Annotated in this window: 19 protein-coding genes; 14 read left to right on the top strand and 5 right to left on the bottom strand. The window is 69.5% G+C overall.

From position 1 onward, the window contains the following. The first annotated feature begins 15 nt into the window (after positions 1 to 15). The 7 genes from AC1RGU_RS19520 to AC1RGU_RS19490 all read left to right on the top strand — a co-directional run bounded on the left by AC1RGU_RS19520 (position 16) and on the right by AC1RGU_RS19490 (position 8,662). Entirely contained in the window at positions 16 to 1,110 is a 1,095-nt protein-coding gene (locus AC1RGU_RS19520; protein ID WP_492697463.1) for an ABC transporter permease, read from the top strand. A 62-nt stretch (positions 1,111 to 1,172) separates the two neighbouring features. Further along, on the top strand, positions 1,173 to 2,132 hold the full coding sequence (locus AC1RGU_RS19515) for a D-ribose ABC transporter substrate-binding protein (RefSeq protein ID WP_070062044.1): 960 nt from the start codon (positions 1,173 to 1,175) through the stop codon (positions 2,130 to 2,132). Between the two features lie 110 nt (positions 2,133 to 2,242). Then, entirely contained in the window at positions 2,243 to 2,710 is a 468-nt protein-coding gene (gene derI, locus AC1RGU_RS19510) for a D-erythrulose-4-phosphate isomerase (protein ID WP_492697461.1), read from the top strand. 37 nt (positions 2,711 to 2,747) lie between these two features. After that, positions 2,748 to 4,352, top strand: a complete 1,605-nt coding sequence (locus AC1RGU_RS19505; RefSeq protein WP_492697459.1) for an FGGY family carbohydrate kinase — start codon at positions 2,748 to 2,750, stop codon at positions 4,350 to 4,352. Beyond that, the gene (locus tag AC1RGU_RS19500; RefSeq protein ID WP_492697457.1) at positions 4,349 to 6,100 is read left to right on the top strand and encodes a glycerol-3-phosphate dehydrogenase/oxidase; all 1,752 of its coding nucleotides are present in this window, start codon (positions 4,349 to 4,351) and stop codon (positions 6,098 to 6,100) included. Before AC1RGU_RS19505 ends, AC1RGU_RS19500 begins: the two co-directional genes overlap by 4 nt. Before the next feature lie 66 nt (positions 6,101 to 6,166). Beyond that, positions 6,167 to 7,933, top strand: coding sequence for a dihydroxyacetone kinase subunit DhaL (dhaL, locus tag AC1RGU_RS19495; protein ID WP_492697455.1), 1,767 nt, complete (start codon positions 6,167 to 6,169; stop codon positions 7,931 to 7,933). 33 nt (positions 7,934 to 7,966) lie between these two features. Beyond that, complete coding sequence (locus tag AC1RGU_RS19490; protein WP_492697453.1) at positions 7,967 to 8,662, top strand: HAD family hydrolase; 696 nt, start codon at positions 7,967 to 7,969, stop codon at positions 8,660 to 8,662. Between the two features lie 30 nt (positions 8,663 to 8,692). Here the strand turns inward: AC1RGU_RS19490 and AC1RGU_RS19485 are convergent, their stop codons facing one another. After that, entirely contained in the window at positions 8,693 to 9,607 is a 915-nt protein-coding gene (locus AC1RGU_RS19485) for an alpha/beta fold hydrolase (protein WP_492697451.1), read from the bottom strand. Positions 9,608 to 9,906: 299 nt separating this feature from the next. Here AC1RGU_RS19485 and AC1RGU_RS19480 point away from each other — a divergent pair, with 299 nt between their 5' ends. The 7 genes from AC1RGU_RS19480 to AC1RGU_RS19450 all read left to right on the top strand — a co-directional run bounded on the left by AC1RGU_RS19480 (position 9,907) and on the right by AC1RGU_RS19450 (position 18,433). Continuing rightward, a complete protein-coding gene (locus AC1RGU_RS19480) occupies positions 9,907 to 10,947 on the top strand; it encodes an AraC family transcriptional regulator (RefSeq protein ID WP_159275467.1) in 1,041 nt (346 codons plus the stop codon). Between the two features lie 538 nt (positions 10,948 to 11,485). Then, positions 11,486 to 12,265 (top strand): esterase/lipase family protein, encoded by a 780-nt coding sequence (locus AC1RGU_RS19475; RefSeq protein WP_492697449.1) that lies wholly within the window; start codon positions 11,486 to 11,488, stop codon positions 12,263 to 12,265. A 40-nt stretch (positions 12,266 to 12,305) separates the two neighbouring features. Next, entirely contained in the window at positions 12,306 to 14,018 is a 1,713-nt protein-coding gene (locus AC1RGU_RS19470) for a long-chain-fatty-acid--CoA ligase (RefSeq protein ID WP_492697447.1), read from the top strand. Positions 14,019 to 14,070: 52 nt separating this feature from the next. Further along, a complete protein-coding gene (locus AC1RGU_RS19465) occupies positions 14,071 to 15,696 on the top strand; it encodes a wax ester/triacylglycerol synthase family O-acyltransferase (RefSeq protein ID WP_492697445.1) in 1,626 nt (541 codons plus the stop codon). 48 nt (positions 15,697 to 15,744) lie between these two features. Then, positions 15,745 to 17,085 (top strand): MFS transporter, encoded by a 1,341-nt coding sequence (locus AC1RGU_RS19460; RefSeq protein ID WP_492697443.1) that lies wholly within the window; start codon positions 15,745 to 15,747, stop codon positions 17,083 to 17,085. A 45-nt stretch (positions 17,086 to 17,130) separates the two neighbouring features. Continuing rightward, positions 17,131 to 17,580: a TIGR01841 family phasin gene (phaP, locus tag AC1RGU_RS19455; RefSeq protein WP_095948792.1), complete on the top strand. Its 450-nt coding sequence runs from the start codon at positions 17,131 to 17,133 to the stop codon at positions 17,578 to 17,580. Positions 17,581 to 17,755: 175 nt separating this feature from the next. Beyond that, entirely contained in the window at positions 17,756 to 18,433 is a 678-nt protein-coding gene (locus AC1RGU_RS19450) for a peptidoglycan DD-metalloendopeptidase family protein (RefSeq protein ID WP_492697441.1), read from the top strand. Positions 18,434 to 18,446: 13 nt separating this feature from the next. Here the strand turns inward: AC1RGU_RS19450 and AC1RGU_RS19445 are convergent, their stop codons facing one another. The 4 genes from AC1RGU_RS19445 to AC1RGU_RS19430 are packed head-to-tail and all read right to left on the bottom strand — an operon-like array spanning position 18,447 to position 22,572. Further along, positions 18,447 to 19,646 (bottom strand): PrsW family intramembrane metalloprotease, encoded by a 1,200-nt coding sequence (locus AC1RGU_RS19445; protein ID WP_369645934.1) that lies wholly within the window; start codon positions 19,644 to 19,646, stop codon positions 18,447 to 18,449. Next, a complete protein-coding gene (locus AC1RGU_RS19440) occupies positions 19,643 to 20,203 on the bottom strand; it encodes a hypothetical protein (RefSeq protein ID WP_062482400.1) in 561 nt (186 codons plus the stop codon). The genes AC1RGU_RS19445 and AC1RGU_RS19440 overlap by 4 nt, the downstream gene beginning before the upstream one ends. 58 nt (positions 20,204 to 20,261) lie before the next feature. Beyond that, positions 20,262 to 21,503, bottom strand: a complete 1,242-nt coding sequence (locus tag AC1RGU_RS19435) for a porin (RefSeq protein ID WP_492697440.1) — start codon at positions 21,501 to 21,503, stop codon at positions 20,262 to 20,264. Between the two features lie 58 nt (positions 21,504 to 21,561). Beyond that, positions 21,562 to 22,572, bottom strand: a complete 1,011-nt coding sequence (locus AC1RGU_RS19430) for a YeiH family protein (RefSeq protein ID WP_447746808.1) — start codon at positions 22,570 to 22,572, stop codon at positions 21,562 to 21,564.

The following is a 22,572-nucleotide window of genomic DNA, read 5'->3' as shown; positions in this document are numbered from 1 at the left end:
CGAGCGGACATCACCATGAGCGAAGCCCCATCCCCAGCCCTGCCTTCCCGCTCTGCCAACGGCGGAGGCGGCGGCATCGACATCGTTCGCCTCCTGCTCGAAGGGCGCGCCTTCTTCGCGCTGATCGCGATCGTGGCCGTGTTCTCGTTGCTGTCGCCCGTGTACTTCTCGACCGGCAACTTCCTGATCATGTCGTCGCACGTCGCCATCTTCGGGCTGCTGGCCATCGGCATGCTGATCGTGATCCTCACCGGTGGCATCGATCTGTCGGTCGGGTCGACCCTCGGCCTGTGCGGGGTCGTCGCCGGCTACCTGATGCAGGGCGTGACGATCGACGCGCTCGGCCTGGTGCTCTACCCGCCGGTCTGGGTCGTGGTGGTGCTGACCTGCGCACTGGGTGCCTTCGTCGGGGCCGTCAACGGCGTGCTGATCGCTTTCTTCAAGGTGCCGGCTTTCGTGGCCACGCTGGGCGTGCTGTACGTCGCGCGCGGCGTGGCGCTGCTGATCACCAACGGGCTGACCTTCAACAACCTCGGCGGCCGGCCCGAGTTGGGCAACACGGGCTTCAACTGGCTCGGCTTCGACCAGATCCTCGGCATGCCGGTCGGCGTGCTGGTGCTTGCCATGGTCGCGGTGGTGGCGGCCGTGCTGCTCAACCGCACGGCCTTCGGGCGCTGGGTGTATGCGAGCGGCGGCAACGCACGGGCGGCCGAACTGTCGGGCGTGCCCGTGCGATTCACGACCGTCACCGTCTACGTGCTGTCCGGTGTCTGCGCGGCCATTGCGGGGCTGGTCCTGTCGTCGCAACTGACCTCGGCCGGCCCGACGGCGGGCAGCACCTACGAGCTCACCGCGATCGCCGCCGTCGTGGTGGGCGGCGCGGCGCTCACCGGAGGGCGCGGCAACGTGCGCGGCACGCTGCTCGGCGCCTTCGTCATCGGCTTCCTGTCCGATGGGCTCGTGATCATCGGCGTGTCCTCCTACTGGCAGACCGTCTTCACGGGCGCCGTGATCGTGCTCGCGGTGCTGCTGAACGCCATCCGGTACGGCCGTCGGCCTGCGCGTGCCGCGACCCCGGCCGTGCCCGTCCAGCCACGGCCCACGGCCTGAAAGATTCCCGTCCGCCGCAGCCGCGGCATCTGTCCAGAAGAAACCACCAAGGAGACGAAGTCATGTTGAACACCACCCGCCGCACGCTGCTTGCTGCACTCTCGCTCACGCCCCTGATGGCCAGCCCGGCATGGGCCCAAGGCAAGGGCAAGGGGCTGATCACGATCATCGTGAACGACCCCGCCAACCCCTACTGGTTCACCGAAGGCGAGGTGGCCAAGGCCACGGCGCAGAAACTGGGCTACACCGCGGTCGTCGCCGCGCACACCGGCGACACCAACACCGAGAGCCGTCTGATCGACACGGCCATCACCAACAAGTCGGTCGCCATCATCCTCGACCCCGCGAACGCGAGCGGCTCGGTGGGTGCCGTGCAGAAGGCGGTGGCCGCGAAGATCCCCGTGATCCTCGTCAATGCCGAGATCAACAAGGAGGGCCTGGCGCAGGCGCAGCTCGTGTCGAACAACGCCCAGGGCGCCGCGCTCGGGGCCCAGCACTGGGCCGAGCTGATGGGCAACAAGGGCAAGTACGTCGAGCTCGTCGGCGCCCCTTCCGACAACAACGCCGCGACCCGGTCGAACGGCTTCAAGACGGTGTTGAGCCAGTACCCTGACCTGGCCAAGGCCGGCTCGGAAGTCGCCAACTGGAACCGGACGCAAGGGCACAACAAAATGCAGTCGCTGATGCAGGCGCACCCCGACATCAAGGGCGTCATCAGCGGCAACGACGAGATGGCCCTCGGCGCGATCGCCGCGCTCAAGAAGGCGGGCAAGTTCAACGGGGTCGTCGTCGGCGGGTTCGACGGTTCGCCGGACTCGGTGGCCTCGGTCAAGGCCGGCGAGCTGGCCTACACGGTGCTCCAACCCGTCGCGGTGTTCGCCGCCGCTGCCGTGCAGCAGGCCGACTCGTTCATCCGAACCGGCAAGACCGGTGCCAAGACCGAGAAGCAGCTGTTCGACTGCCTGCTGATCACCAAGGGCAACGCCGCCAAGTACTCCTCGCCGTTCGTCCTGGACAAGTAAGCCCACGGAACGTCACGACACCCCGGCACCGCAAGGTTCCGGCGGCGCTCGCCACGCGACGCCGCCGGTTGCGCAGCCGGTTCGAAGCAATTCGAAGAAATGGAATGCACATGAAGATCGCCATTGCCGCGGACACCGCGGGCGCGCCCCTTGCCGAGGTTCTTGCCAGGCACTTCACTGGCCGTGAGGGCCTCGAGGTGACCCACATCGGCCTGCCCGAGGAGGACGCCGACTTCTTCTATGCCGATCTCTCCGACCGGGTCTGCCAGGGCATCCTCAGCGGCCTCTACGACCGTGCGATCCTGGTCTGCGGAACCGGCATCGGTGTCTGCCTCTCGGCCAACAAGGTGCCCGGCATCCGCGCGGCGCAGACGCACGACACCTACTCCGCGGAGCGCGCCGCGCTCTCCAACAACGCGCAGGTCATCACCATGGGGGCGCGGGTGATCGGGGCCGAACTGGCCAAGGCGGTGGCGCAGGCCTACCTGTCCTCCCACTTCGACCCCCACGGCACGTCGGCGCGCAACGTCCGCGCCATCGATGCGCTGGACGAGAAGTACCACGCGAAACACCCATGAACGCAACCCGTTCGTTCGGCGGCCGGCACTGACGCGCATGGCACGCGACCTCATCATCGGCGTGGACGCCGGAACCTCGGTCATCAAGGCCGTGGCCTTCGACCTGCAGGGCCGGCAGGTGGCGGTGGCCAGCACGCCGAACCGCGTGCTGCTCGGCCCCGACGGCGCGGCCGAGCAGGACCTCGACGGAACCTGGACCGACACGGCCGCCACGTTGCGCGCGCTGGCCGCGCGCGTCCCCGGCCTGGCGGCGCGCGTGGTGGCCCTGGCCGCCACCGGCCAGGGCGACGGGACCTGGCTCGTCGATGCCGACGGCCGCCCGGTCGGGCCCGCGATGCTGTGGCTCGACGCGCGCGCCGGCCGGCACGTGCAGGCACTGCGCGAGACGCCGGCCTCGCGGCTCGTCGCCGCGCGCACCGGCAACGCGCTCAACCCGTCGATGCAAAGCGGCCAGCTGCTGTGGCTGCAGGCGCACCAGCCCGAGCGCATGGCACGGGCCGCATCGGCCATGCATTGCAAGGACTGGCTCTTCTTCAAGGCCACGGGCGTGCGTGCGACCAGCCCCTGCGAAGGCGTCTACACCTTCGGCAACTTCAGGAGCCTGGCCTACGACGACGAGACCCTGGCGCTCCTCGGCCTGGAGGCCATCAAGCACCTTCTGCCGCCGATCGTCGACGGCACCCGCAGCCATGCGCCGCTGACCCGCACTGCCGCCACCGAGACGGGGCTACCCGAAGGCCTGCCGGTGGTGCTGCCGCTCATGGACGTGCCGCTGTGCGTGCTCGGCGCCGGCGGCATGGCCTTCGATGCGCAGGGCGGGCTGCGGCACGTCGGCTGCTCGGTGCTCGGCAGCACCGGCATGCACGGCTGGGTCACCGACAACACGGCGGCCATCGAACCGAGCGCCGAAGCCGGCTACACCATCGCGATGCCCGCGCCGGGCCTGCGGGTCCGCCTGGTCTCGCACATGGCGGCGACACTGAACATCGACTGGTTGCTCCGGCTGCTCGGCAGCGCGGCTGAACTGGCTGGCGGTGCGGCGTTGCCGCATGCGCAGATGCTGGAGCGGCTCGATGCGCTGGTGCTGTCCACCGCACCCGCGCAGGCGGTCTACCACCCCTATATCGCGCAAAGCGGCGAGCGCGGCCCCTTTGTCGATGCGAGCGCCCGTGCGCAGCTCAGCGGCTTCAGTGCCACGCTGGGCGTGGCGGGCCTGTCGCGCGCGGTCTTCGAAGGCATCGCGATGGCCACGCGCGACTGCTACACCGCGCTCGGCACGCTGCCCGAAGAGATCCGCCTGTCCGGCGGCGCGGCACGCAGCCTGGCGCTGCGGCAGATGATCGCGTCGGTCACCGGGCGCCCGGTGCGCGTGTCGAACCGCGAGGAGTGCGGCGCCGCAGGCGCGGCCATCACTGCAGCCCTGTCGATCGACAGCCACGCCAGCCTTCACCAGATGCTGCCCCAGTGGGTCGATGCCTACCTCGACGAGGCGGTCACCTTGCCGGACCCGGGCCAGACCGCGCTCTACGACCAGATCTACGGGCAGTACTGCGAAACCGCACAGCGGGCGAGGGCGCCCTGGCAGGCCCTGGCCGACATCCGGCGTGCCCACCTCGATGCCGCCGCGCAGGAGATCCGATGAACGACTTCGTCTCGCCCGCCGTGCTGGCGCGGGCCTTCGAGCCGGCCGACGCGACCTGGCTCCATCCCGCGCAGCGGCGGCGCGACCTGGCCGAAGCCTCGCGCAGCGTGGCCGACGTGCTGGTGATCGGCGCGGGCGTGACCGGTGCGGGCGCCGCGCTCGATGCCGTCGCGCGCGGGCTTTCGGTGGTGCTGGTCGAAGCGGGCGACATCGCCACCGGCACCTCGTCGCGTTCGGGCAAGACCTTTCACGGCGGCCTGCGCTACCTCGAGCAGCTCAACTTCAAGCTGGTGGCGCACGCGATCGAGGAGCGCGACCTGATGGTCAAGGTCCTGTGCCCGCACATTGCCCGTCCGGAGTCTTTTCTCTATCCGCTCACCCGCGCCTGGTGGGAGCGGCCCTATGTCGCGGCCGGCGTGCTGCTCTACGACCTCTTCGGCCTGAAGGGCGGTGCCGTCCCGCGCCAGCGCCACTTCGGCCGGGCGGCGCTCAAGCGGCACATTCCCTCGATCGATGCACGGCGCGTGGTCGGCGGCGTTCAGTTCCACGACGCGCTGATGGACGACGCGCGCCACACCCTCGCGGTGGTGCGCACGGCGGCCGGTCGCGGCGCCAAGGTCATCACGCGGGCGCCCATGGTCGAGTTCATCAAGGACGGCGAGCGCGTCGCGGGCGTCGTGGTGCAAGACACCCTCACCGGCGAACGCCATCGCCTGGCCGCCCGCGCGGTGATCAGCGCCACCGGCATCTGGGCCGACGACATCCAGCAGCGCGCGGGCGCCAACAGCTTCCGGGTGCAACCCGCGAAGGGCGTGCACATCCTGCTGCGGCCGGAGGCGCTGCAGTCCGACACCGGCATCCTCGCCCGCGCCACCGATTCCGTCATCATCGCGCGCCGCTGGTACGGCTACTGGCTCGTCGGCACCACCGACACCCCGTGGCACGGCGACAAGTCGCAGCCGGTCGCCGAAGCGGCCGATGTCGACTACTTGCTCGACAACCTCAACGCCTACCTCGAACGCAAGGTCGGCCGTGCCGACGTGCTCGGCACCTTCGCCGGCCTGCGCCCGCTGCTGAAGTCGGTCGGCGCCACCGATTCGACGTCGGCACTGCTGCGCGACCACGCGGTGATCGACGGGCCGCCCGGCCTCACCACCGTCGTCGGCGGCAAGTACACGACCTACCGCCGCATGGCGGCCGACGCGGTCGATGCCGCGGTGCGGCCCCTGGGGGTGGGCACGCCATCGTCCACGGCCTCGCTGCCGCTGGTCGGGGCCGGCGACTGGGCCGCGGTGCGCGACAGCGCCGGCGACCTGGCGCGGCATTTCGGCATGGGCATCGGCGATGCGGGCCGCCTGCTGCAGCGGCACGGCGACCGGGTGCGCGACCTGCGGGCGCTCGCGCGGGCCAGGCCCGCACTGCGCGCGACACTGCCCGGTGCCTCGCACTACCTGGTCGCCGAACTCGTGCATGCCGTCGTCGCCGAGGGTGCGCACACGCTGACCGACGTGATGACGCGCCGCACCCACCTGTCGATCGAACTCGCCGATGGCGGGCTGGCCCTGGCCCCTTTCGTGGCCGGGTGCATCGCACCGTACCTGGGCTGGTCGAGCGACGACACCCGCCGGCAGCTTGCCGCCTACCGCGAACTCATCGCGGCGGAGCGTGCGGCGCTGGGCCCCGGCGTTGCCGTGCCGCCGGCCGCGTCGTCTGCCGCTGCCCCTGCCACGCTCGCCGCGGCCCTGTAGAGCCATCCCTTCGCGCACACCCCGCGGGCCGCGTCCGGCCCCGCCCTTACCCAGGAGACCTGCTTTATGTCCATGAACCGTGTCGTCAACCACCCCGATCGCGTCGTCGAGGACATGCTCGGGGGCTGGTTGCTGGCCCACGGCGACAGCGTCGAGGCATTGCCCGCCAACCCGCGCGTCGTCAAGCGCGCCCGAGCGCCCGAGCGCGGCAAGGTCGGTGTGGTGACCGGCGGCGGGTCGGGGCACGAGCCGGCATTCCTCGGCTACGTGGGAGACGGCATGGTCGATGCCGTGGCCGTCGGAGAGATCTTTTCCTCGCCCACGGCCAAGAGCTTCCTGGACGCGATCCGCACGGCCGACGGCGGCGCGGGCGTGGCCTGCCTCTACGGCAACTACGCCGGCGACAACATGAACGTCGGCATGGCCCGCCAGATGGCCGAGCGCGAGGGCATCGTGGTCAGGACCGTGGTCGCCAACGACGACGTGCCCTCGGCCGCCAAGGGCGACGAGGCGCGGCGGCGCGGCGTTGCAGGGGAGATCTTCATGTGGAAGGTCGGTGCCGCCAAGGCCGCGCTCGGCGCCTCCCTCGACGAGGTGATCGCCGCGGCGCAGAAGGCCATCGCGAACACGCGCAGCATCGGCGTGGGCCTGTCCGCCTGCGTGATCCCCGCAGTCGGCAAGGCCAACTTCCACATCGAGCCGGGCACGATGGAAGTCGGCATCGGCCACCACGGCGAACCCGGCATCGACGTGCGGGCGACGGCGAGCGCCGCCGAGATGGCGCAGCTCATGCTCGACGTCGTGCTGCCCGACCTGCCGTTCAGCGCCGGCGACCGGGTCGCGGTGCTGATCTCGGGGCTCGGCGCCACGCCGGTGATGGAGCAGTACATCCTCTACGGAGAGATCGCTCAGCGTCTGCTGGCCAAAGGCATCACGGTGGCGTTCAACCAGGTCGGCAACCTCTTCACCTCGCTCGAGATGATGGGCGTGACGCTGACCCTCATGAAGCTCGACGACGAACTCGAGACCTGCCTGAAGCACCCCTGCCGCAGCGTCGGGCTGAGCGTGCCCGGCGACGCCGCGCAGGGCCGCACCTACAGCGGAAGCGCCCGCATGAACCCTGCCGTGGCCACGGCGGCCGCGTCTTCGGGCGCCGGCGCGCGCGCACGCACGGTGAGCGGCGCAACGCTGGCCCTCTCGGAGGCGGGCCCCGTCGTGCGGGACCTCATCGATGCCATCGTCGCGAACCGCCAGCACCTGAGCGAGATCGACGGCCTGATCGGCGACGGCGACCACGGCATCAACATGGCCAAGGGCTTCACCGGCTGCGGCATGCGCCTGGACGCGCTCGGCCCGCGCGCTGCGTCGCTGCCCGCTGCGTTCGAGCAGCTGTCGCAGGCACTGATGGACGACATCGGCGGTTCGATGGGGCCGCTCTATGGCCGCTTCTTTCTCGGCTTCGTCGACACCCTCGCGCCGCATGAACAACTCGATGCGGCGCTGTTCGGCGAGGCGCTGGCCGTGGCCGTGGCCAACGTGCAGGCGATGGGCAATGCCCAGGTCGGCGACAAGACGCTGATCGACGCGCTCGTGCCGGCGCGCGAGGCCTACGCCGCCGCGCTCGCCAGCGGCGCAGGCTTCGCTGCCTGCCTGCAGGCCATGGGCGCTGCCGCGCAGCAGGGGCGCGACGCCACCAAGGCCCTGCAGGCCCGCATCGGCCGTTCGGCGCGACTGGGTGCGCGCTCGATCGGCGTGCTCGACGCCGGCGCCACCTCGTGCTGCCTGATCCTGCAGACGCTGGCGGCTTCGCTGCAGCGCCGGCTGGACCCCTGAATTCGACTGTCACACGCAAGGAAAGCCTTTTTCATGACCACCATTCAAGCCGTCATCTTCGACATGGACGGCATCCTGATCGACTCGGAAGTGCTCTGGCGCCAGGCCCGGGAGGAGTTCGCCGCAGACCACGGCATGACCTGGAGCGCCGAGGACCAGGAATCCACCATGGGCTGCAACACCCGCATGTGGTCGCGCCTCATGGTCGAGCGGCTCGACCTGCGCGCCAGACTCGGCATGGACGAGGCCGCGATCGCCCGCGAGATCAAGGCGCGCCTGCTGGCGAAGTACGAGGTGCACCTGCCCGAGCGCGAAGGTGCTATCGCCGCGGTGCGCCTGGCGGCGACCCGCTACAAGGTCGCGCTGGCCTCCGGCTCGCCGAACGAACTGGCGGCGCACGTGATGAAGGTGACGGGCCTCGACAAGGTCTTCCTGGCCACCACGTATGGCGACGATGTCGCGCACGGCAAGCCCGCGCCCGACATCTACCTCGACGTGCTGCAGAAGATCGGCGTGAAGCCCGAGCATGCCGTCGGCGTCGAGGACTCCGGCAACGGCATCCGCTCGCTGCATGCGGCCGGCATGGGCATCATCGCGGCGCCCGGGCCGGAGTTCCCGCTCGGTCCCGACGTGCTCGCTCTGGCCGACGTGCGCATCGCCGAGCTGACGGCGTTCGACCTAGACCTCGTCGAGCGCGCCGGCGCGGCGCATCGGGCGCGCATGCGCTGACGGGCCGGGCCGCCTGAGGCCCGAAAAAAATCAGCGGCCCACGACCGCGTGCCCCGCAATCGCATCGATCACCGGCGCCCACGTCACCTTCGGCAGCGCGTGCCCCATGCCCTCGATGGTCACCATCCGCGCGCCGGGCACGTGGCGCGCCACGTCCTTCCCGCATTCGATCGGCACCAGCGGATCGACATCGCCGTGGATCACCAGCGTCGGCGCCTTCAGCGACGCCAGCCGCTCCCTGCGGCTGCCTGACGCGATGATGGCCGCGAGCTGGCGCGCGTAGCCGGCCGGGTGCAGGCCGCGTTCGAAACTGCGTTCCGCGCGCGCGGCGTCGAGCGCCTCTTCGTCCGGATGCGAACCTGCGCGCAGCACCTTCATCACCTGCTGCTGGCGCGCGATGTAGCCGTCGCGGTCCAGCGGCGTGGGCGTGAGCAGTACCTGCAGTGCCTGGGGCTGGGGCGGCGGCAGGTCGGGCGCGCCGCTGGTGGCCATGATCGACACCAGCGTGCGCACGCGCGCCGGATGGCGCAGCGCGATCTCCTGGCCGATGGCGCCGCCCATCGAGGCGCCGACGATGTGGGCACGATCGATGCCCAGCGCGTCGAGCAGGCCGACCGCATCGTCGGCCATGTGGGCCAGCGTGTACGGCACCTGGCTCGCGCTCACCGGCACGCCGGCCAGCGCTTGTCCGAGCAGCTTGGTCACGTCGGGAATACCCGCGGCGCTCAGGCGCGTGGACAGTCCGATGTCGCGGTTGTCGAAGCGGATGACGCGGTAGCCGCGACCGGCCAGGCGCTCGCAAAAAGCTTCGTCCCACGCAATCATCTGCGTGCCCAGGCCCATGATGAGCAGCAGCGGTGGCGCCGCCGGATCGCCGAAGCAGTCGTAGGCCAGCTCGATGCCGTTGGACGAAGCGAACGAAGGGGAAGAGGGGTCGCGTTGCATGGGGCGTGGCGGTGAAAAGGAAGGGGAGAGAAAGGAAGAGAAGCGAAAGGCAACCGTCGCGCGTTGCGCTTTGTGGCCTGCGGCCGGGACGGTGTTTCGTGGACGATCTTTCCGTGGGGCACCAGCGCGAGAAAGGTTCGTTCAGACCAACCGGGAGTGACTTCGGGACAATTTGGCGCTATCGGGAAACTCCGAGTCTGCGCGTGCAGAACGCTTCGATATCCTGCGACGACCTTGGAGTGCGAGGCCAGTGGCGGCCTCGCCATCGAAGGCATGTGTTCTGAAGGGATTGAATCGTCGTGCATCGTTCGCCACCCGACTTCGCGTCACGCGTCTACGGACCCCAGCGCGTCGCAGCCATCGTCGCCACCCTGGTCGAAGAAGGCATCGCACCGGAACAAACCCTGAGCGGAAGTGGCCTGACGGAAGACCAGCTGCGCGCACCGGCGACGCGGATTTCCTACGAGCAGGCGGCCGTGGTCTTCCGCAACGCGGTGCGTCTCGCGCCCGGTCCCAGCATCGCCTTTCGCGCGGGCATCCGCATGCACCTCACGGCCTACGGCATGTACGGCTACGGGCTGCTGAGCAGCCCCACGCATGCCGACCTGATGGACTTCACCATCAAGTACAACCGCGTCATGGGCCCCGTGGCCGGGCCGGTGTCGTACACCTGCAGCGGCGGCACGGCCGTGCTGCCCTACGAGGTGCTGCTGTCGTCCGATCCGCAAGACCCGCTGTACCGCTTCGCGCTCGAGTTCGCCTTTGCGGTGCACCTGCGGCTGGGGCGCGATCTTTTCGGTCCGTCGTTCGGGCTCTCTGCATTGCATGTGCGCTTTGCCGAGCCCGAAGATTTGAGCGCCTACCGCACCCTGTTCTGCTGCCCCGTGGCGTTCGGCCAGCCGCGCGACGAACTGCATGTGGGCTCGCCGTGGGTGGGCCATCCCTCGCGATTGCCCGACTCGGTCACGCATGCGATGGTGAGCGAGATGTGCCAGCAGGTGCTGGCCGATCTGCCGCGCTCGGGCGGTGTGTCGTCGGTGGTGCGGCGCACGCTGATCGACCACATGCCGTGGCGCTTTCCGACCATCGAGCCGATGGCTTCGGAGCTGTCGATCCATCCGCGCACCTTGCGCCGACGCCTCGAGACCGAAGGCACGACCTACCGCGGCATCCTGGCCGACGTGCGCCGCGTGCTGGCCATCGAGTACCTGCGCACCACGCGCATGACCACCGAGGAAATCGCCGAGCGGCTGGGCTACAGCGACGCCTCGAACTTCCGCCACGCCTTCGTGCGCTGGACCGGCCGCAGCCCGCAGGACTACCGCGCGGCGAAGGCCTGAGCCGCGCCTGCGCGATGCCGCATCGGGCATCGTGAACCACCGCTGATTCGCATGCGCGCGCCTTCGTGCGGCGTTCGCGTGGCCGTCGATCCACACATCTGTTCGCAGTTGTGAGTCGCGCCTGCGCGGCGTTCAAATGCGCGTCCCGAAATCACCGCGAAGTGGTCGCATCGCACCTTTTCTTGTCGACCTCGCCGCGAAAAGATGGCGCCCAGAGCAACGACAACAAAGTGCCCGATCCGAGCCTCGCTGAAGGCCCGGACGAGGCCGACAGGAGACAACAACATGGATGCACCTCGCGCGTGCCGGCATGCCCGGCACGGACTGGACGTACGCGGCGGGTTCACACCATGCATGCGTGCCGCCGCACAGGCCGGGCGCCGCCGCTGCGCGGCGCCTTCAACCCTTTTCCCCGATCTCGATCCTCTCTCGAACGACCGCCCGACCGGGTAGCCGTGTGCATCGCGTCTGCACGTCGGGCTTTTTCTTCGCCTCTCTTTTTTTTCTCTTTCCCTTTCCCTCCACTCCCGAGATGACCATGACCGAATCTTCTTCGATGGCCCCGCCGTCCCGCCGCCTGCTGATGCTCGAGTGGCGCGCCGTGGCGGAGCTGTCCGCGTTCTTCACCATGGCCCCGATGCTGCGCATGGCGCCCGCGGGCGACGGGCATCCCGTGCTCGTGCTGCCCGGCCTCTCGGCGAGTGATGCTTCGACGCAGCCGCTGCGCGCCTTCCTGCGCGACCGCGGCTACCGCGCGCACGGATGGAAGCTCGGCCCCAACTTCGGCCCGCGCCCCGGCGTGGAAGACCAGATGCGGGAGCGCCTGGCCGAGCTGCACGAGCGCTACCAGCGCAAGGTGAGCATCGTCGGCTGGAGCCTGGGCGGCGTGTTCGCACGCGAGCTGGCGCGGCGCGCGCCCTCGCAGGTGCGCAGCGTCATCACGCTGGGCAGCCCGTTCGCCGGCGAGCCGCGCGCGAGCAACGCGTGGCGGCTGTACGAGATGGTGAGCGAGCGCAAGGTCGAGGACTGGCCCGAGCGCGAGCGCATGCGCACGCCGCCGCCCGTGCCGGCCAGCGCCATCTACAGCCGCACCGACGGCATCGTGGCCTGGCAGGGCTGCCGCGAACGCGAGACCGCGACCTCGGAAAACATCGAGGTCGAGGGCAGCCACTGCGGCCTCGGCCACAACCCCGTGGTGCTCTACGCCATTGCCGACCGGCTCGCGCAGCCCGAGGGCCAGTGGAAGCCGTTCCGCCGCGAAGGCCTGCGCCGCCTGCTGTACCTCGATCCGCACCGCGACGTGCGCAAGGCCGCCTGATGCGCCGCATCACCCACCCGTTCACTTCCTGGAGACGCACATGAACAGCAAGCCCTGGCTGGCTTCCTACCCCGAAGGCGTGGCGTGGGACCACGAGATCAAGCCCACCTCGGTCCAGCAGATATTGACCGACGCCGTGGCCGGCTTTCCCGACCGGCCGGCCATCGACTTCATGGGCAAGCGGCTGAACTACCGCGAGCTCGGCGCGCTGGTCGATCGCGCCGCCAAGGGCTTGCAGGCCCTGGGCGTGCGCCCCGGCGTGCACGTGGGCCTGTTCCTGCCCAACACGCCGCACTACCTGGTCGCGTTGTTCGGCGTGCTGCAGGCGGGCGGCACGGTGGTCAACTACTCGCCGCTCGATGCGGCGAAGGTGCTCGAGCACAAGATCGAGGACAGCCAGACCGACTTCCTCATCACGCTCGACCTGGCGGCGCTCTACCCGCAGATGGCCGCCATGCTCGGCAAGACACGGCTGAAGAAGCTTATCGTCGGCAACCTCGCCGAGATGACGGGCGCGCCCGAGCAGGTGGCCGCGCAGATGAAGGCGAAGAACGAAACGGTCGAGATTTCCGGAGACGAGCACCACCTGCGTTTTTCCGAACTGCTCGACAACGACGGCCGCTACACGCCGCACCCCATCGGCGATCCGCGCGAGGCGCTGGCCATCCTGCAGTACACGGGCGGCACGACCGGCCTGCCCAAGGGCGCGATGCTCACGCACGCCAACCTGTCGTCGGCCTGCGAGCAGGTGGTGATCACGCAGTCGGGCACGCCGCCCGTGCTGCAGATGGGCACCGAGCGGCTGCTCGCGGTGCTGCCGCCGTTTCACATCTACGCGCTCACGGTCAACCTGCTGCTGGGCGTGCGCCTGGCGGCCGAGATCGTGCAGCACCTGCGCTTCGACCCCAAGGCCGCGCTGCGCGACATCGCCGAGAAGAAGCTCACCACCTTCTGCGGCGTGCCCACCATGTTCACCGCGGTGATCGGCGACCCCGACACGCCGCAGTACGACCTGCACTCGCTCAAGCTGTGCAACTCGGGCGGCGCGCCGCTGCCGATGGAGGTGGGCGAGCGCTTCCGCGCCATCACCGGCACCTGGCTGGCCGAAGGCTGGGGCATGACGGAAACATCGCCCACCGGCACCTTCTCGCCCGCGCACGGCCAGCGCAAGGCGGGCTCGTGCGGCATTCCGCACCCGGGCGTGGTCATCAAGATGCTCGACCTCGAGGACCCCGCGCGCTACGTGCCGTTGGGCGAGAAGGGCGAGATGTGCATCCAGGGCCCCAACGTGATGAAGGGCTACTGGAACAAGCCCGAGGCCACGGCCGACAGCACCACCTTCGACGGCTTCTTTCGCACCGGCGACGTGGGCTACATGGACGAGGACGGCTTCGTCTTCATCGTCGACCGTTGCAAGGACATGCTGCTGTGCAGCGGCTACAACGTCTATCCGCGCGTGCTCGAAGAGGCCATCTACCAGCACCCGGCCGTGCATGAGGTGGCGGTGATCGGCGTGCCCGACGAATACCGCGGCCAGTCGCCCAAGGCCTTCGTCACGCTCAAACCCGGCGCCGAGGCCTTCGACATCAAAGCCCTGCAAACCTTTCTCAAGGAGCGCGTGGGCAAGCACGAGATGGTGCAGGCCCTGGAGATCCGCGCCGCGCTGCCCAAGACGGCAGTGGGCAAGCTCTCCAAGAAAGACCTCGTGGACGAAGAGCTGCGCAAGCAGGCCGTCGCCGCGGCCACCGCTTGAGCGCACCCCTTCCCGAATTCCCACCAATCCCACCGACGAAAGAGGCCACGCCATGGACCACCTGAGCAGCATGGACGCGTCGTTCCTGCACCTTGAAACCCCCGAGACGCCGATGCACGTCGGCAGCCTCATGCTCCTGGACCTGCCCGAGGGCTACCGGGGCGATTACTACGAAGACGTGAAGGGCATGCTGGGCAAGCGGCTGCACCTGGCGTCGGTGCTCACGCGCAAGCTCGCGCAGATGCCCTTCGAGCTGGCCGAGCCGGTGTGGATCGACGACGACGACATCGACCTGGACTACCACGTGCGCAGCCTCACGCTGCGCCGCCCCGGCACCATGGAGCAGCTGCACCACCTCGTGGCGCGCCTGCATTCCAGCCTGCTCGACCGCAGCCGCCCGCTGTGGGAGATGTACGTCATCGAAGGCCTGGAGAACGGCCAGGTGGCCTTCTACACCAAGGCCCACCACAGCGGCGTCGACGGCAAGGCCGGCACCGAGCTGGCCAAGGTGCTCTACGACACCACGGCGCAGATGCGCGAGGTGCCGCCCGCGCGCCGCAAGCGCGGCAGCGGCAGCCACTACCAGCTCGGCGTGGCCGAGCTGCTGCAGGCGGCGGTGTCGAACTCGGCGCGCCAGTACCGCAAGCTCGCCGAGCTGCTGCCGGCGGCCGCGCGCGCGCTCACGGCGGCCGGCAGCGTGCTGGCGAGCCAGCAGACCGGCAAGGGCGAGCGCCGCCTGAGCCTGGGCATGGCGCCCAAGAGCATGTTCAACGACGCCATCACCAACCAGCGCTCGTACAGCACGATGTCGCTGCCCTTCGATGAACTCAAGGCGCTGGGCAAGCGCGTGGGCGGCACCGTCAACACCATCGTGATGGCGATGTGCAGCGAGGCGCTGGCGCGCTTCCTGAAGGAGCGCAACCTGCTGCCGAAGGAAGCGCTGATCGCCGGCGTGCCCGTGAGCCTGCGCGCGGAGGGCGACGACTCGATGAACAACCAGGTGTCGATGGTGCGCGTCGACCTGGCGACCGACATCGGCGACGCGGCCGAGCGCTTCAAGGCGATCCATGCCTCGTCGGAGGCGGCCAAGGCCGTGGTGCGCGAGCTCAAGCCCGTGCTCGGCGTGGACATGCCGATCACCGGCTCGCCCTGGCTCATGACCAGCCTGGCGTCGCTGTACGGCCGCTCCAACCTCGCGCGCCGCGTGCCGCCCGCGGCCAACGTGCTGATCTCGAACGTGCCGGGGCCGGGCGCCACGCTCTATGTGGCGGGCGCGCGGATGATGCACTTCTACCCGGTGTCGATTCCGTACCACGGCAGCGCGCTGAACATCACGGTGCAGAGCTACGCGGGCTCGCTCGACTTCGGCCTCACGGCCTGCCGCCGCATCCTGTCGCAGGAAGAGTCGTACGAGCTGATCGGCCACCTGCGCGCAGCGCTGCGGCAGATCGAGCGGCTGCCCAGCGTCGAGAGCGCGGCCAAGCCGGCGGTCGCGAAAGAGGCGCCAACCGAGGCCGTGCCCGCCAAGGCTCCGCGCCGCGCGAAGGCGCCGGCCGCCGCCAAGCCGCGTGCGGCTGCCACTGCTGCCGCACCCGCCAGCAAGAAGCCCCGCGCGCCGCGCAAGCCGGCCGCGCCTGCCAAGGGCAAGCGCGCCGCAGCAGCGGCCTCTGCTGCCTAGCCTTCCCGCCGATTCCTTCACCGACCGACCCCAAAGGAAAGCAAGACCATGACCCCCACTTCTGCGCAGGCCCCCGCCCGCGCGCCGTACAACGCGGCGGACGAGGCTTTGTTTTCGAAGGTCAGCTGGCACCTGCTGCCGCTGTTGATCCTCTGCTACATCGTCGCCTTCATCGACCGCATCAACATCGGCTTCGCGCAGCTGCAGATGAAGCAGACGCTGGACTTCAGCAACGAGGCCTATGCGCTGGGCGCGGGCATCTTCTTCATCGGCTACTTTCTCTTCGAGGTGCCCAGCAACCTGATGCTCGAGAAGATCGGCGCGCGCAAGACGCTGCTGCGCATCATGTTCTGCTGGGGGCTCGTGGCCTCGGCCATGATGTTCGTGGAGACCACGACGCAGTTCTACGTGCTGCGCTTCCTGCTGGGCGCGTTCGAGGCGGGCTTCTTCCCGGGGATCATCCTGTACCTCACCTACTGGTACCCCTCGGCGCGGCGCTGCAAGGTGATCTCGATCTTCATGACGGCCACGGCCATCGGCTACCTGCTGGCCGGCCCGCTCTCGGGCTGGATCATGAAGTACATGAACGGCCTGGGCGGCCACCACGGCTGGCAGTGGCTGTTCGTGGTGCAGGGGCTGCCGGCCTCGGTGCTGGGCATCGTCGCGTTCTTCTACCTGAAGGACAAGCCCGAGCAGGCCAACTGGCTCACGCCTTCCGAGAAGCTCGCGCTGCGCAACCACCTGGACAACGAGCCGCATGCGGTGGAGACCGCCTCGCACGGTTCGTTCTGGGCGCTGCTGCGCGACCCCAAGGTGTTCACGATGGCCTTCGTGTACTTCCTGTTCCTGGGCGCCAACTACACGCTGGTGTTCCTGGTGCCCACGCTCATCAAGAACTGGGGCGTGGGCGACGTGTTCATGGTCGGCCTGCTGTCGGCCATCCCGGCGGTCTTCGGCGCCATCGGCATGGTGTTCGTGGGCCGCAGCTCCGACAAGCACCTGGAGCGGCGCAAGCACTTCTTCTTCTGCGTGGCGCTGGCCTCGGCGGGCCTGTTGGTGGCCGTCTTCAGCGGCGGCAACCTGGTGCTGGCGCTGGCGGGCCTCGCGGTGATGAGCATCGGCCAGTCGGCCAACACGCCGATCTTCTTCGCGGCCATCAGCGAGTACCTGCCGCGCAAGTCGGCGGCCGGCGGCATCGCGCTGATCAGCAGCCTGGGCAACCTCGGGCCCGCCGTGATGCCGGTGATCACCGCGTGGATCACCACGGCCACCGGCAGTTCGGACAACAGCATGTTCCTGGCGATCGGGCTGTGGCTGCTGTCCGGCGTGGTGCTGCTGCGCGTGATGCGGCCCGCCGCCGCCGGGCGCACGCAGTTCGCGCCGGCCTGATTTTTTTGTTACCCGCTATTTCATTCACACAAGGAGATTCGATCCATGGCAACCAGCAAGAACGCAGCCAACGCCAACCCGCTCTTTCCCACGGCGCTGCCGTCGATGGAAGATTTCAGCAAGCTGATCGAGCAGCTCAAGCTGCCCGGCGTGGACGTCGGCGCGCTCGTGGAGTGGCAGCGCAAGGACATGGAGGCGCTGGCCGAGGCCAACCGGCAGGCCTACGAGGGCATCCAGTCGCTGGCGCAGCGGCGTGGCGAGATCCTGCGCGACACGCTGGCCCAGTGGCAGGACGCACTGAAGGACGCCACGGGCAAGGACGCCATCTCCAAACAGGCCGAGGTCGCGCAGCGCGGCGTGCAGCAGGCCGTCGACAACTTCCGCGAACTGGCGCAGCTGGAAGCGCAGGCGCGCAACAACAGCTGGAAGGTGGTGCAGGACCGCCTGAACGAGAACATGGCCAACCTGCAGCAGCTGCTGCAGCCGAAGAAATAGGGGCGCTCCCGCGGACGCAATGTCCGCGCAACGACTGCTGGTAGCCTTGCCGGATTGTTCAGGCGCGCCTCGCCCCGCGAGGTCGCGCGATCCGGATGAATCAGAAAGGACTCAGCGCGTGGTTGTGACAGGGAGAAGATGGGGCGCGTGCGCCGCGTTGACGGCGGCATTGCTGGTGGGCGCATGCTCCACCACGCCCAGCACGCCGGTGGCGGGCCCTGGCGAGTACGTCGTGCAGACGGGTGACACGCTGTACCGCATCGCGCAGCGGCACGGCCGGACGACGGCCGAGATCGCCCGCTGGAACCAGATCAAGGACCCCGACCAGCTCGAAGCCGGGCAGGTGTTGCGCGTGGTGCCGCCCGGCGGCGCCACGACCGGGGCTGCCACGCCCCCGCCGCGCAGCAGCGGCGGCAGCAGCAGTGCAGAAAAAGCCAAGCCCGCGCCCACGCCCCGCGAGCGCGACCCCGTGGTGCCGCCCGCCTCGCGGCGCAGCGACTGGGGCTGGCCGACGCAGGGCGCGGTCATCGCCGGCTTCAACGGCAACAGCAACAAGGGCCTCGATATCGGCGGCAGCAGCGGCGAGCCCGTGCACGCGATCGGCGCCGGCTCGGTGGCCGCGACGGAGACGATGCGTGGCTACGGCAGCGTGATCATGGTCGACCACGGCGGCTCCTACATGTCGATCTACACCAACGTGGGCACCGTGGGCGTGAAGCAGGGCCAGCGCGTGCAGCGCGGCCAGAAGCTCGCCGAGATCGGCCCAGCGGAAGGCGGCCGCGCCAAGCTGCACTTCGAGATCCGCTACCGCGGCAAGGCCGTCGATCCGCGGCTGTACCTGCCGGCGAAGTAAGCGCAACGGCCCCTCAGCCCTGCGGCCGGGTGAGCAGGTCGAGCTCGGCCCGCAGGCGGCGCACCGCCACTTCATGGCGCCGCGTCTGCGGCCCGCGCCCGTGCGTGCCGGCTTTCAGGATGAGCCGCAGCTGCTCGCGCTGCAGCTGTGCCTTCAGGCGCCGGGCGCGCTTGCCGAATTCCTTGCCCATGTCGCGGCGCACGCGGTAGCGCAGCAGCGGCGCGCCCAGGCGCACCCATTCGTCGTCGCGGATCAGCTCGCGCTCGGGCACGAAGTAAGCCGCCAGCGCGTGCAGGTAGGTGCCGTTCTCGCGCGCGGCGGCGCGCCAGACGAAGGCGGCGGCGATCACCACCGGGATGCCCTTGACGATCAGCAGCAGCGCGATGCCGACAAAGCCGTCGTCGAAGCGATCTTCGAGCAGCGGCGAGTTCCAGATGAAGTGCATGGCCCACGCGAGCGCGAAGTAGAAGAGGGCGCAGCCGATGCGCGCCGCCATCGAGCGCTGCGGGTTCAGCAGGAACCACGCCACGCCGAACGAGGCGATGGTGGTGTAGGCCGCGTGGCTCCACAGCCCGCTGAGCAGCCCGCGCATCAGCAGGTGGTAGAGCACCGGGTACACCTGGTTCTCGAGCGGAAAGTTCACGGCGCTGTTCACCGTGTAGCTCAGGTTCTCGATCACCTGGAAGCCCAGACCGGCCATGGCGCCGACGATCAGCACCGACAGATACGTTTCGAACTGGTTGCGCGCGATCAGCACCAGCAGGATCACGCCCGCGAGCTTCAGGAATTCTTCGGTGATCGGCCCCGCGATGGCTGGCCCCCACGCCGCCACGAACTCCGGCGACACCAGCTTGGCGCACAGGCTCTGGATGGCGATGTTGGCCGGCGCCGCGAAGTACACCGCACCCAGACCGCCCCACGCAAAGGCCAGCACGTAGGCTTCGGGCGGGTGCTGCTCCAGCAGGTCGAGCGTGCGGAAAAACAGCACGAAGGCCGCCGTGTAGCCGCCCCACACCAGCAGGCCCAGCAGCGCGGTGACGGGCACCACGCGAAAGCCCAGCGAGAACATCGACACCGTGTAGAACAGGCCGTTGAGGATCAGCGCCGCCAGCAGCCAGAACGCGGCGCGCTGCGGCTGGAAGAACGAGTCGGTGCCGATCGGCCAGTCGGCGTCTTCCTGCGTGGCAACGGTGGCTTCGGTGGTCGTGCTCACAGCGGTGCCTCCAGGTCCATCGAGTCCAGCATCCTGCGGGCGTCGGCCAGCGCTTCGTTGAAGCCGTCGGTGGGGCCGTACACGTCGATCTGCACCAGCGAGCGGCGCGGCGTGTCGACCACCTGCCAGAAGCGGCCGGCGAGCTTGGCGCCGTAGTAGGCGAAGGTCTTGCCCTGCAGGCCCCAGCCGGTGACGAAGTCGGACACGTCGCCTTCGACGGTCAGGCCCTGGCCGCGCTCCATGAGCCGCTGCTGGCGCACCATCGGGCCGTCGGGCCCGCCCATCCACAGGCGCGTGGTCACGAGGAACTTGTGGCCGCCCTTGAAGAGCATGAGCGACTGGCCAGCCTTGGAGCGCGACACGTCCATCTGCCAGCCCGGCGCGGGCTCGAAGCGTGCGTGGGCGACCGACACCGTCTCGCCCGCGGGCAGCGGCCGGCTGCCGGGCGTGTGGTTGTTCCAGAAGGTCAGGCCGCCGACGTACGCGGCAATGGCCAGGAGGATCGCGAGCGCGCCCGGCCAAGTGCGGTACGGGATGCGGCGGGACGGTTGAAGCATCCGTGGATCGTGCCACACCGAGGCGACGGCGCGGGGCGCCGCCGCTGTTTTCAGGCCGTCAGAAGGCCATGCGAATGCCAACGTCGTAGCCCAGCGCCCGATGCGGCTGCATGCCGTTGGTGGTCGCGTAGGCCGGCTGCGGGAAGATCGCCGGCAGGCTCAGCACCAGCGGCGTCACGCCCATCACGGTCGGGTTGTTGCGGCCGTTGGCGATGTGGATGCGCGCCACCGAGGCATACAGCGCCGTGCGCTTGGAGAGGTTGTGCACGTAGCCCAGCGCCAGCTTGTTGACCGACGAATTGCCGTCGGGCAGGCCCAAGCCGTTGACGAAGCGCACGCGTGCATACGAGGCGCGCACCACGCCCGCGCCCAGCGGCACGTTCACGCCGGCCATGAGGCCGTCGTAGCGGTCGCTCAGATGCAGCGCGCCGTTGGCGAAGGGCGTGGCGCTGTGGCGAACGTCACGCACACGCGACCATTCGCCGAACACCTTCACCACGCCGAAGTCGTAGGAAGCGCCGAGGTTCAGGCTCTTGATCTTCTCGCTCTGTGCGGCGGCGCTGGCCAGCGTGCTCTCGCCGTAGCCCAGCGCCACGTCGGCCGAACCGCTGGCCCAGCCGATGCGACCGCCCACGTAGCGCCCGCGCTGCGAAGGGCTGTCGGGCGTGTTGCTGACCTTGGTGTTTTCGTGCAGCGCGTACTGCACCTGGCCGTAGAAGCCGCCCAGGTTCGGCGGCAGGAAGTAGCTGATGGCGTTGCTCGTGCGCAGGTAGCTGTCGGTGCCGGCAGAGAGCCCGCCGTTCAGCAGGCCGCCCGTGGCCAGCGCGCGCGAGGCCGCGATGTTGCTGTTGACCACCGCGATCAGGTTGGTGCCCACGCCGTTGACGCTGAAGGGGTCGAACACCGCGTCGTTCCAGAACGAGGCCGTGTAGTCGCGGCCCAGGCGCACTTCACCGAAGGGCCCGCTGAGGCTGAGCGTGGAGCGGCGTCCGAAGTTGGTGATGCCGCTGCCCGTGTCGTTGCTCAGCGGCGCCTCCAGCCAGAAGCTCGCGGCCAGCCCGCCGCCCAGGTCCTCGGTGCCGCGAAAGCCGATGCGGCTGGACGCATTGCCCGAGGGCGACAGCACGGTCTGGCTCTGGCGCAGCTCGGCCGGGCGCAGCGGGTTGTACGAACTGCTGGTGGTGCGGTAGTGGCTCACGCCCGCGTCCATCACGCCGAACAGCGTGAGCGAGGACTGGGCGAGGGCGCTGCCGGCAGCAAGGGTCGTGGCCGCGGCGGCGATGAGGGTCTTCTTCTTCATGGTCTTGTCTCCTGGTTGTTGTGTGTGTTGTCGTCTCTGTCGTTGTGGGGGCTGTGCGTCAGGGCGCCCAGCGCAGCAGCGCGAGCACCAGCGCGGCGATGAAGACGGTCTCGCCGACCATCAGCACCACCGGCTTGAGGCCCACGTCGACCAGCTCGCGCAGTTGCGTCTTCATGCCGATGCCGGCCATGGCCGCCACCAGGAACCAGCGCGACAGGTCGCTGCCCGCGGTGGCGAGCGGGGGCGGCAGCCAGCCGGTGCTGTTGAGTGCCACCAGCGCGGCGAAGGCCACCGCGAACCACGGCAGCAGCGGCGGGCGCTGGCCGCCCACGGCCTTGCCGGTGGCGCGCGTGAACATCACGGCGAACAGGATGACCGGCAGCAGCGCCGCCACGCGCATCAGCTTGACCAGCGTGGCCGTGTCGCCCGTGGCCTGCGACATGCCGTAGCCCGCGCCCACCACCTGCGCCACGTCGTGGATGGTGGCGCCCAGAAACACGCCGGCCGTGTGCGCGTCCATGCCCAGGGCGCGCGCGATCAGGGGGTAGGCGATCATCGTGAGCGTCGACAGCGCCGACACGCCCACCACCGTGAACAGCGTGGCGCGTTCCTTCAGCGGATGCGGCGGCAGTGCCGCGGCCAGCGCCAGTGCGGCCGAGGCGCCGCAGATCGCGGTGGCGCCGCCGCTGAGCAGGCCGAACAGCACGTTGAAGCCCATCAGCCGCGCCACGACCATCGACACGCCGATGGTCAGCACCAGCGACACCGCCACCAGCAGCACCGGGTGCCAGCCCAGCGCCACCACCTGCGCGGCCGTGATGCGCAGCCCCAGCAGCGCCACGCCCCAGCGCAGCACGTGGCGCGCGGTGAACTCGATGCCGGGCTTGCACGGGCCCTCGGCCGAAAGAAAGTTCATCGCCATGCCGAGGATGAGCGCGAACAGCATCACCGGCGCACCGTAGTGCTGCGACAGGAAGGTGGACGCGGCGGCGACCACCGCGCAGGCGAGCACGCCCGGAAAGAGCAGGCGGCCGCGCGCCGGCCATGCGGCGACAGACAGAGCGGTCAT

The sequence above is a fragment of the Variovorax sp. GW823-FHT02B07 genome (assembly GCF_058797695.1).
Note: the sequence above shows the minus strand (reverse complement) of the source record. Positions and strands in the feature narration are given on the sequence as shown.

What these genes read in the sequence shown, in the direction of transcription:
- AC1RGU_RS19465 (WP_492697445.1), top strand. Translation starts at nt 14,071, where the DNA reads ATGGACCACCTGAGCAGCATGGACGCGTCGTTCCTGCACCTTGAAACC.
- derI (WP_492697461.1), top strand. Translation starts at nt 2,243, where the DNA reads ATGAAGATCGCCATTGCCGCGGACACCGCGGGCGCGCCCCTTGCCGAG.
- AC1RGU_RS19435 (WP_492697440.1), bottom strand. Translation starts at nt 21,503, where the DNA reads ATGAAGAAGAAGACCCTCATCGCCGCCGCGGCCACGACCCTTGCTGCC.
- AC1RGU_RS19470 (WP_492697447.1), top strand. Translation starts at nt 12,306, where the DNA reads ATGAACAGCAAGCCCTGGCTGGCTTCCTACCCCGAAGGCGTGGCGTGG.
- AC1RGU_RS19500 (WP_492697457.1), top strand. Translation starts at nt 4,349, where the DNA reads ATGAACGACTTCGTCTCGCCCGCCGTGCTGGCGCGGGCCTTCGAGCCG.
- AC1RGU_RS19520 (WP_492697463.1), top strand. Translation starts at nt 16, where the DNA reads ATGAGCGAAGCCCCATCCCCAGCCCTGCCTTCCCGCTCTGCCAACGGC.
- AC1RGU_RS19505 (WP_492697459.1), top strand. Translation starts at nt 2,748, where the DNA reads ATGGCACGCGACCTCATCATCGGCGTGGACGCCGGAACCTCGGTCATC.
- AC1RGU_RS19515 (WP_070062044.1), top strand. Translation starts at nt 1,173, where the DNA reads ATGTTGAACACCACCCGCCGCACGCTGCTTGCTGCACTCTCGCTCACG.
- AC1RGU_RS19475 (WP_492697449.1), top strand. Translation starts at nt 11,486, where the DNA reads ATGACCGAATCTTCTTCGATGGCCCCGCCGTCCCGCCGCCTGCTGATG.
- AC1RGU_RS19490 (WP_492697453.1), top strand. Translation starts at nt 7,967, where the DNA reads ATGACCACCATTCAAGCCGTCATCTTCGACATGGACGGCATCCTGATC.
- AC1RGU_RS19485 (WP_492697451.1), bottom strand. Translation starts at nt 9,607, where the DNA reads ATGCAACGCGACCCCTCTTCCCCTTCGTTCGCTTCGTCCAACGGCATC.
- AC1RGU_RS19440 (WP_062482400.1), bottom strand. Translation starts at nt 20,203, where the DNA reads ATGCTTCAACCGTCCCGCCGCATCCCGTACCGCACTTGGCCGGGCGCG.
- AC1RGU_RS19460 (WP_492697443.1), top strand. Translation starts at nt 15,745, where the DNA reads ATGACCCCCACTTCTGCGCAGGCCCCCGCCCGCGCGCCGTACAACGCG.
- dhaL (WP_492697455.1), top strand. Translation starts at nt 6,167, where the DNA reads ATGTCCATGAACCGTGTCGTCAACCACCCCGATCGCGTCGTCGAGGAC.
- phaP (WP_095948792.1), top strand. Translation starts at nt 17,131, where the DNA reads ATGGCAACCAGCAAGAACGCAGCCAACGCCAACCCGCTCTTTCCCACG.
- AC1RGU_RS19430 (WP_447746808.1), bottom strand. Translation starts at nt 22,572, where the DNA reads ATGACCGCTCTGTCTGTCGCCGCATGGCCGGCGCGCGGCCGCCTGCTC.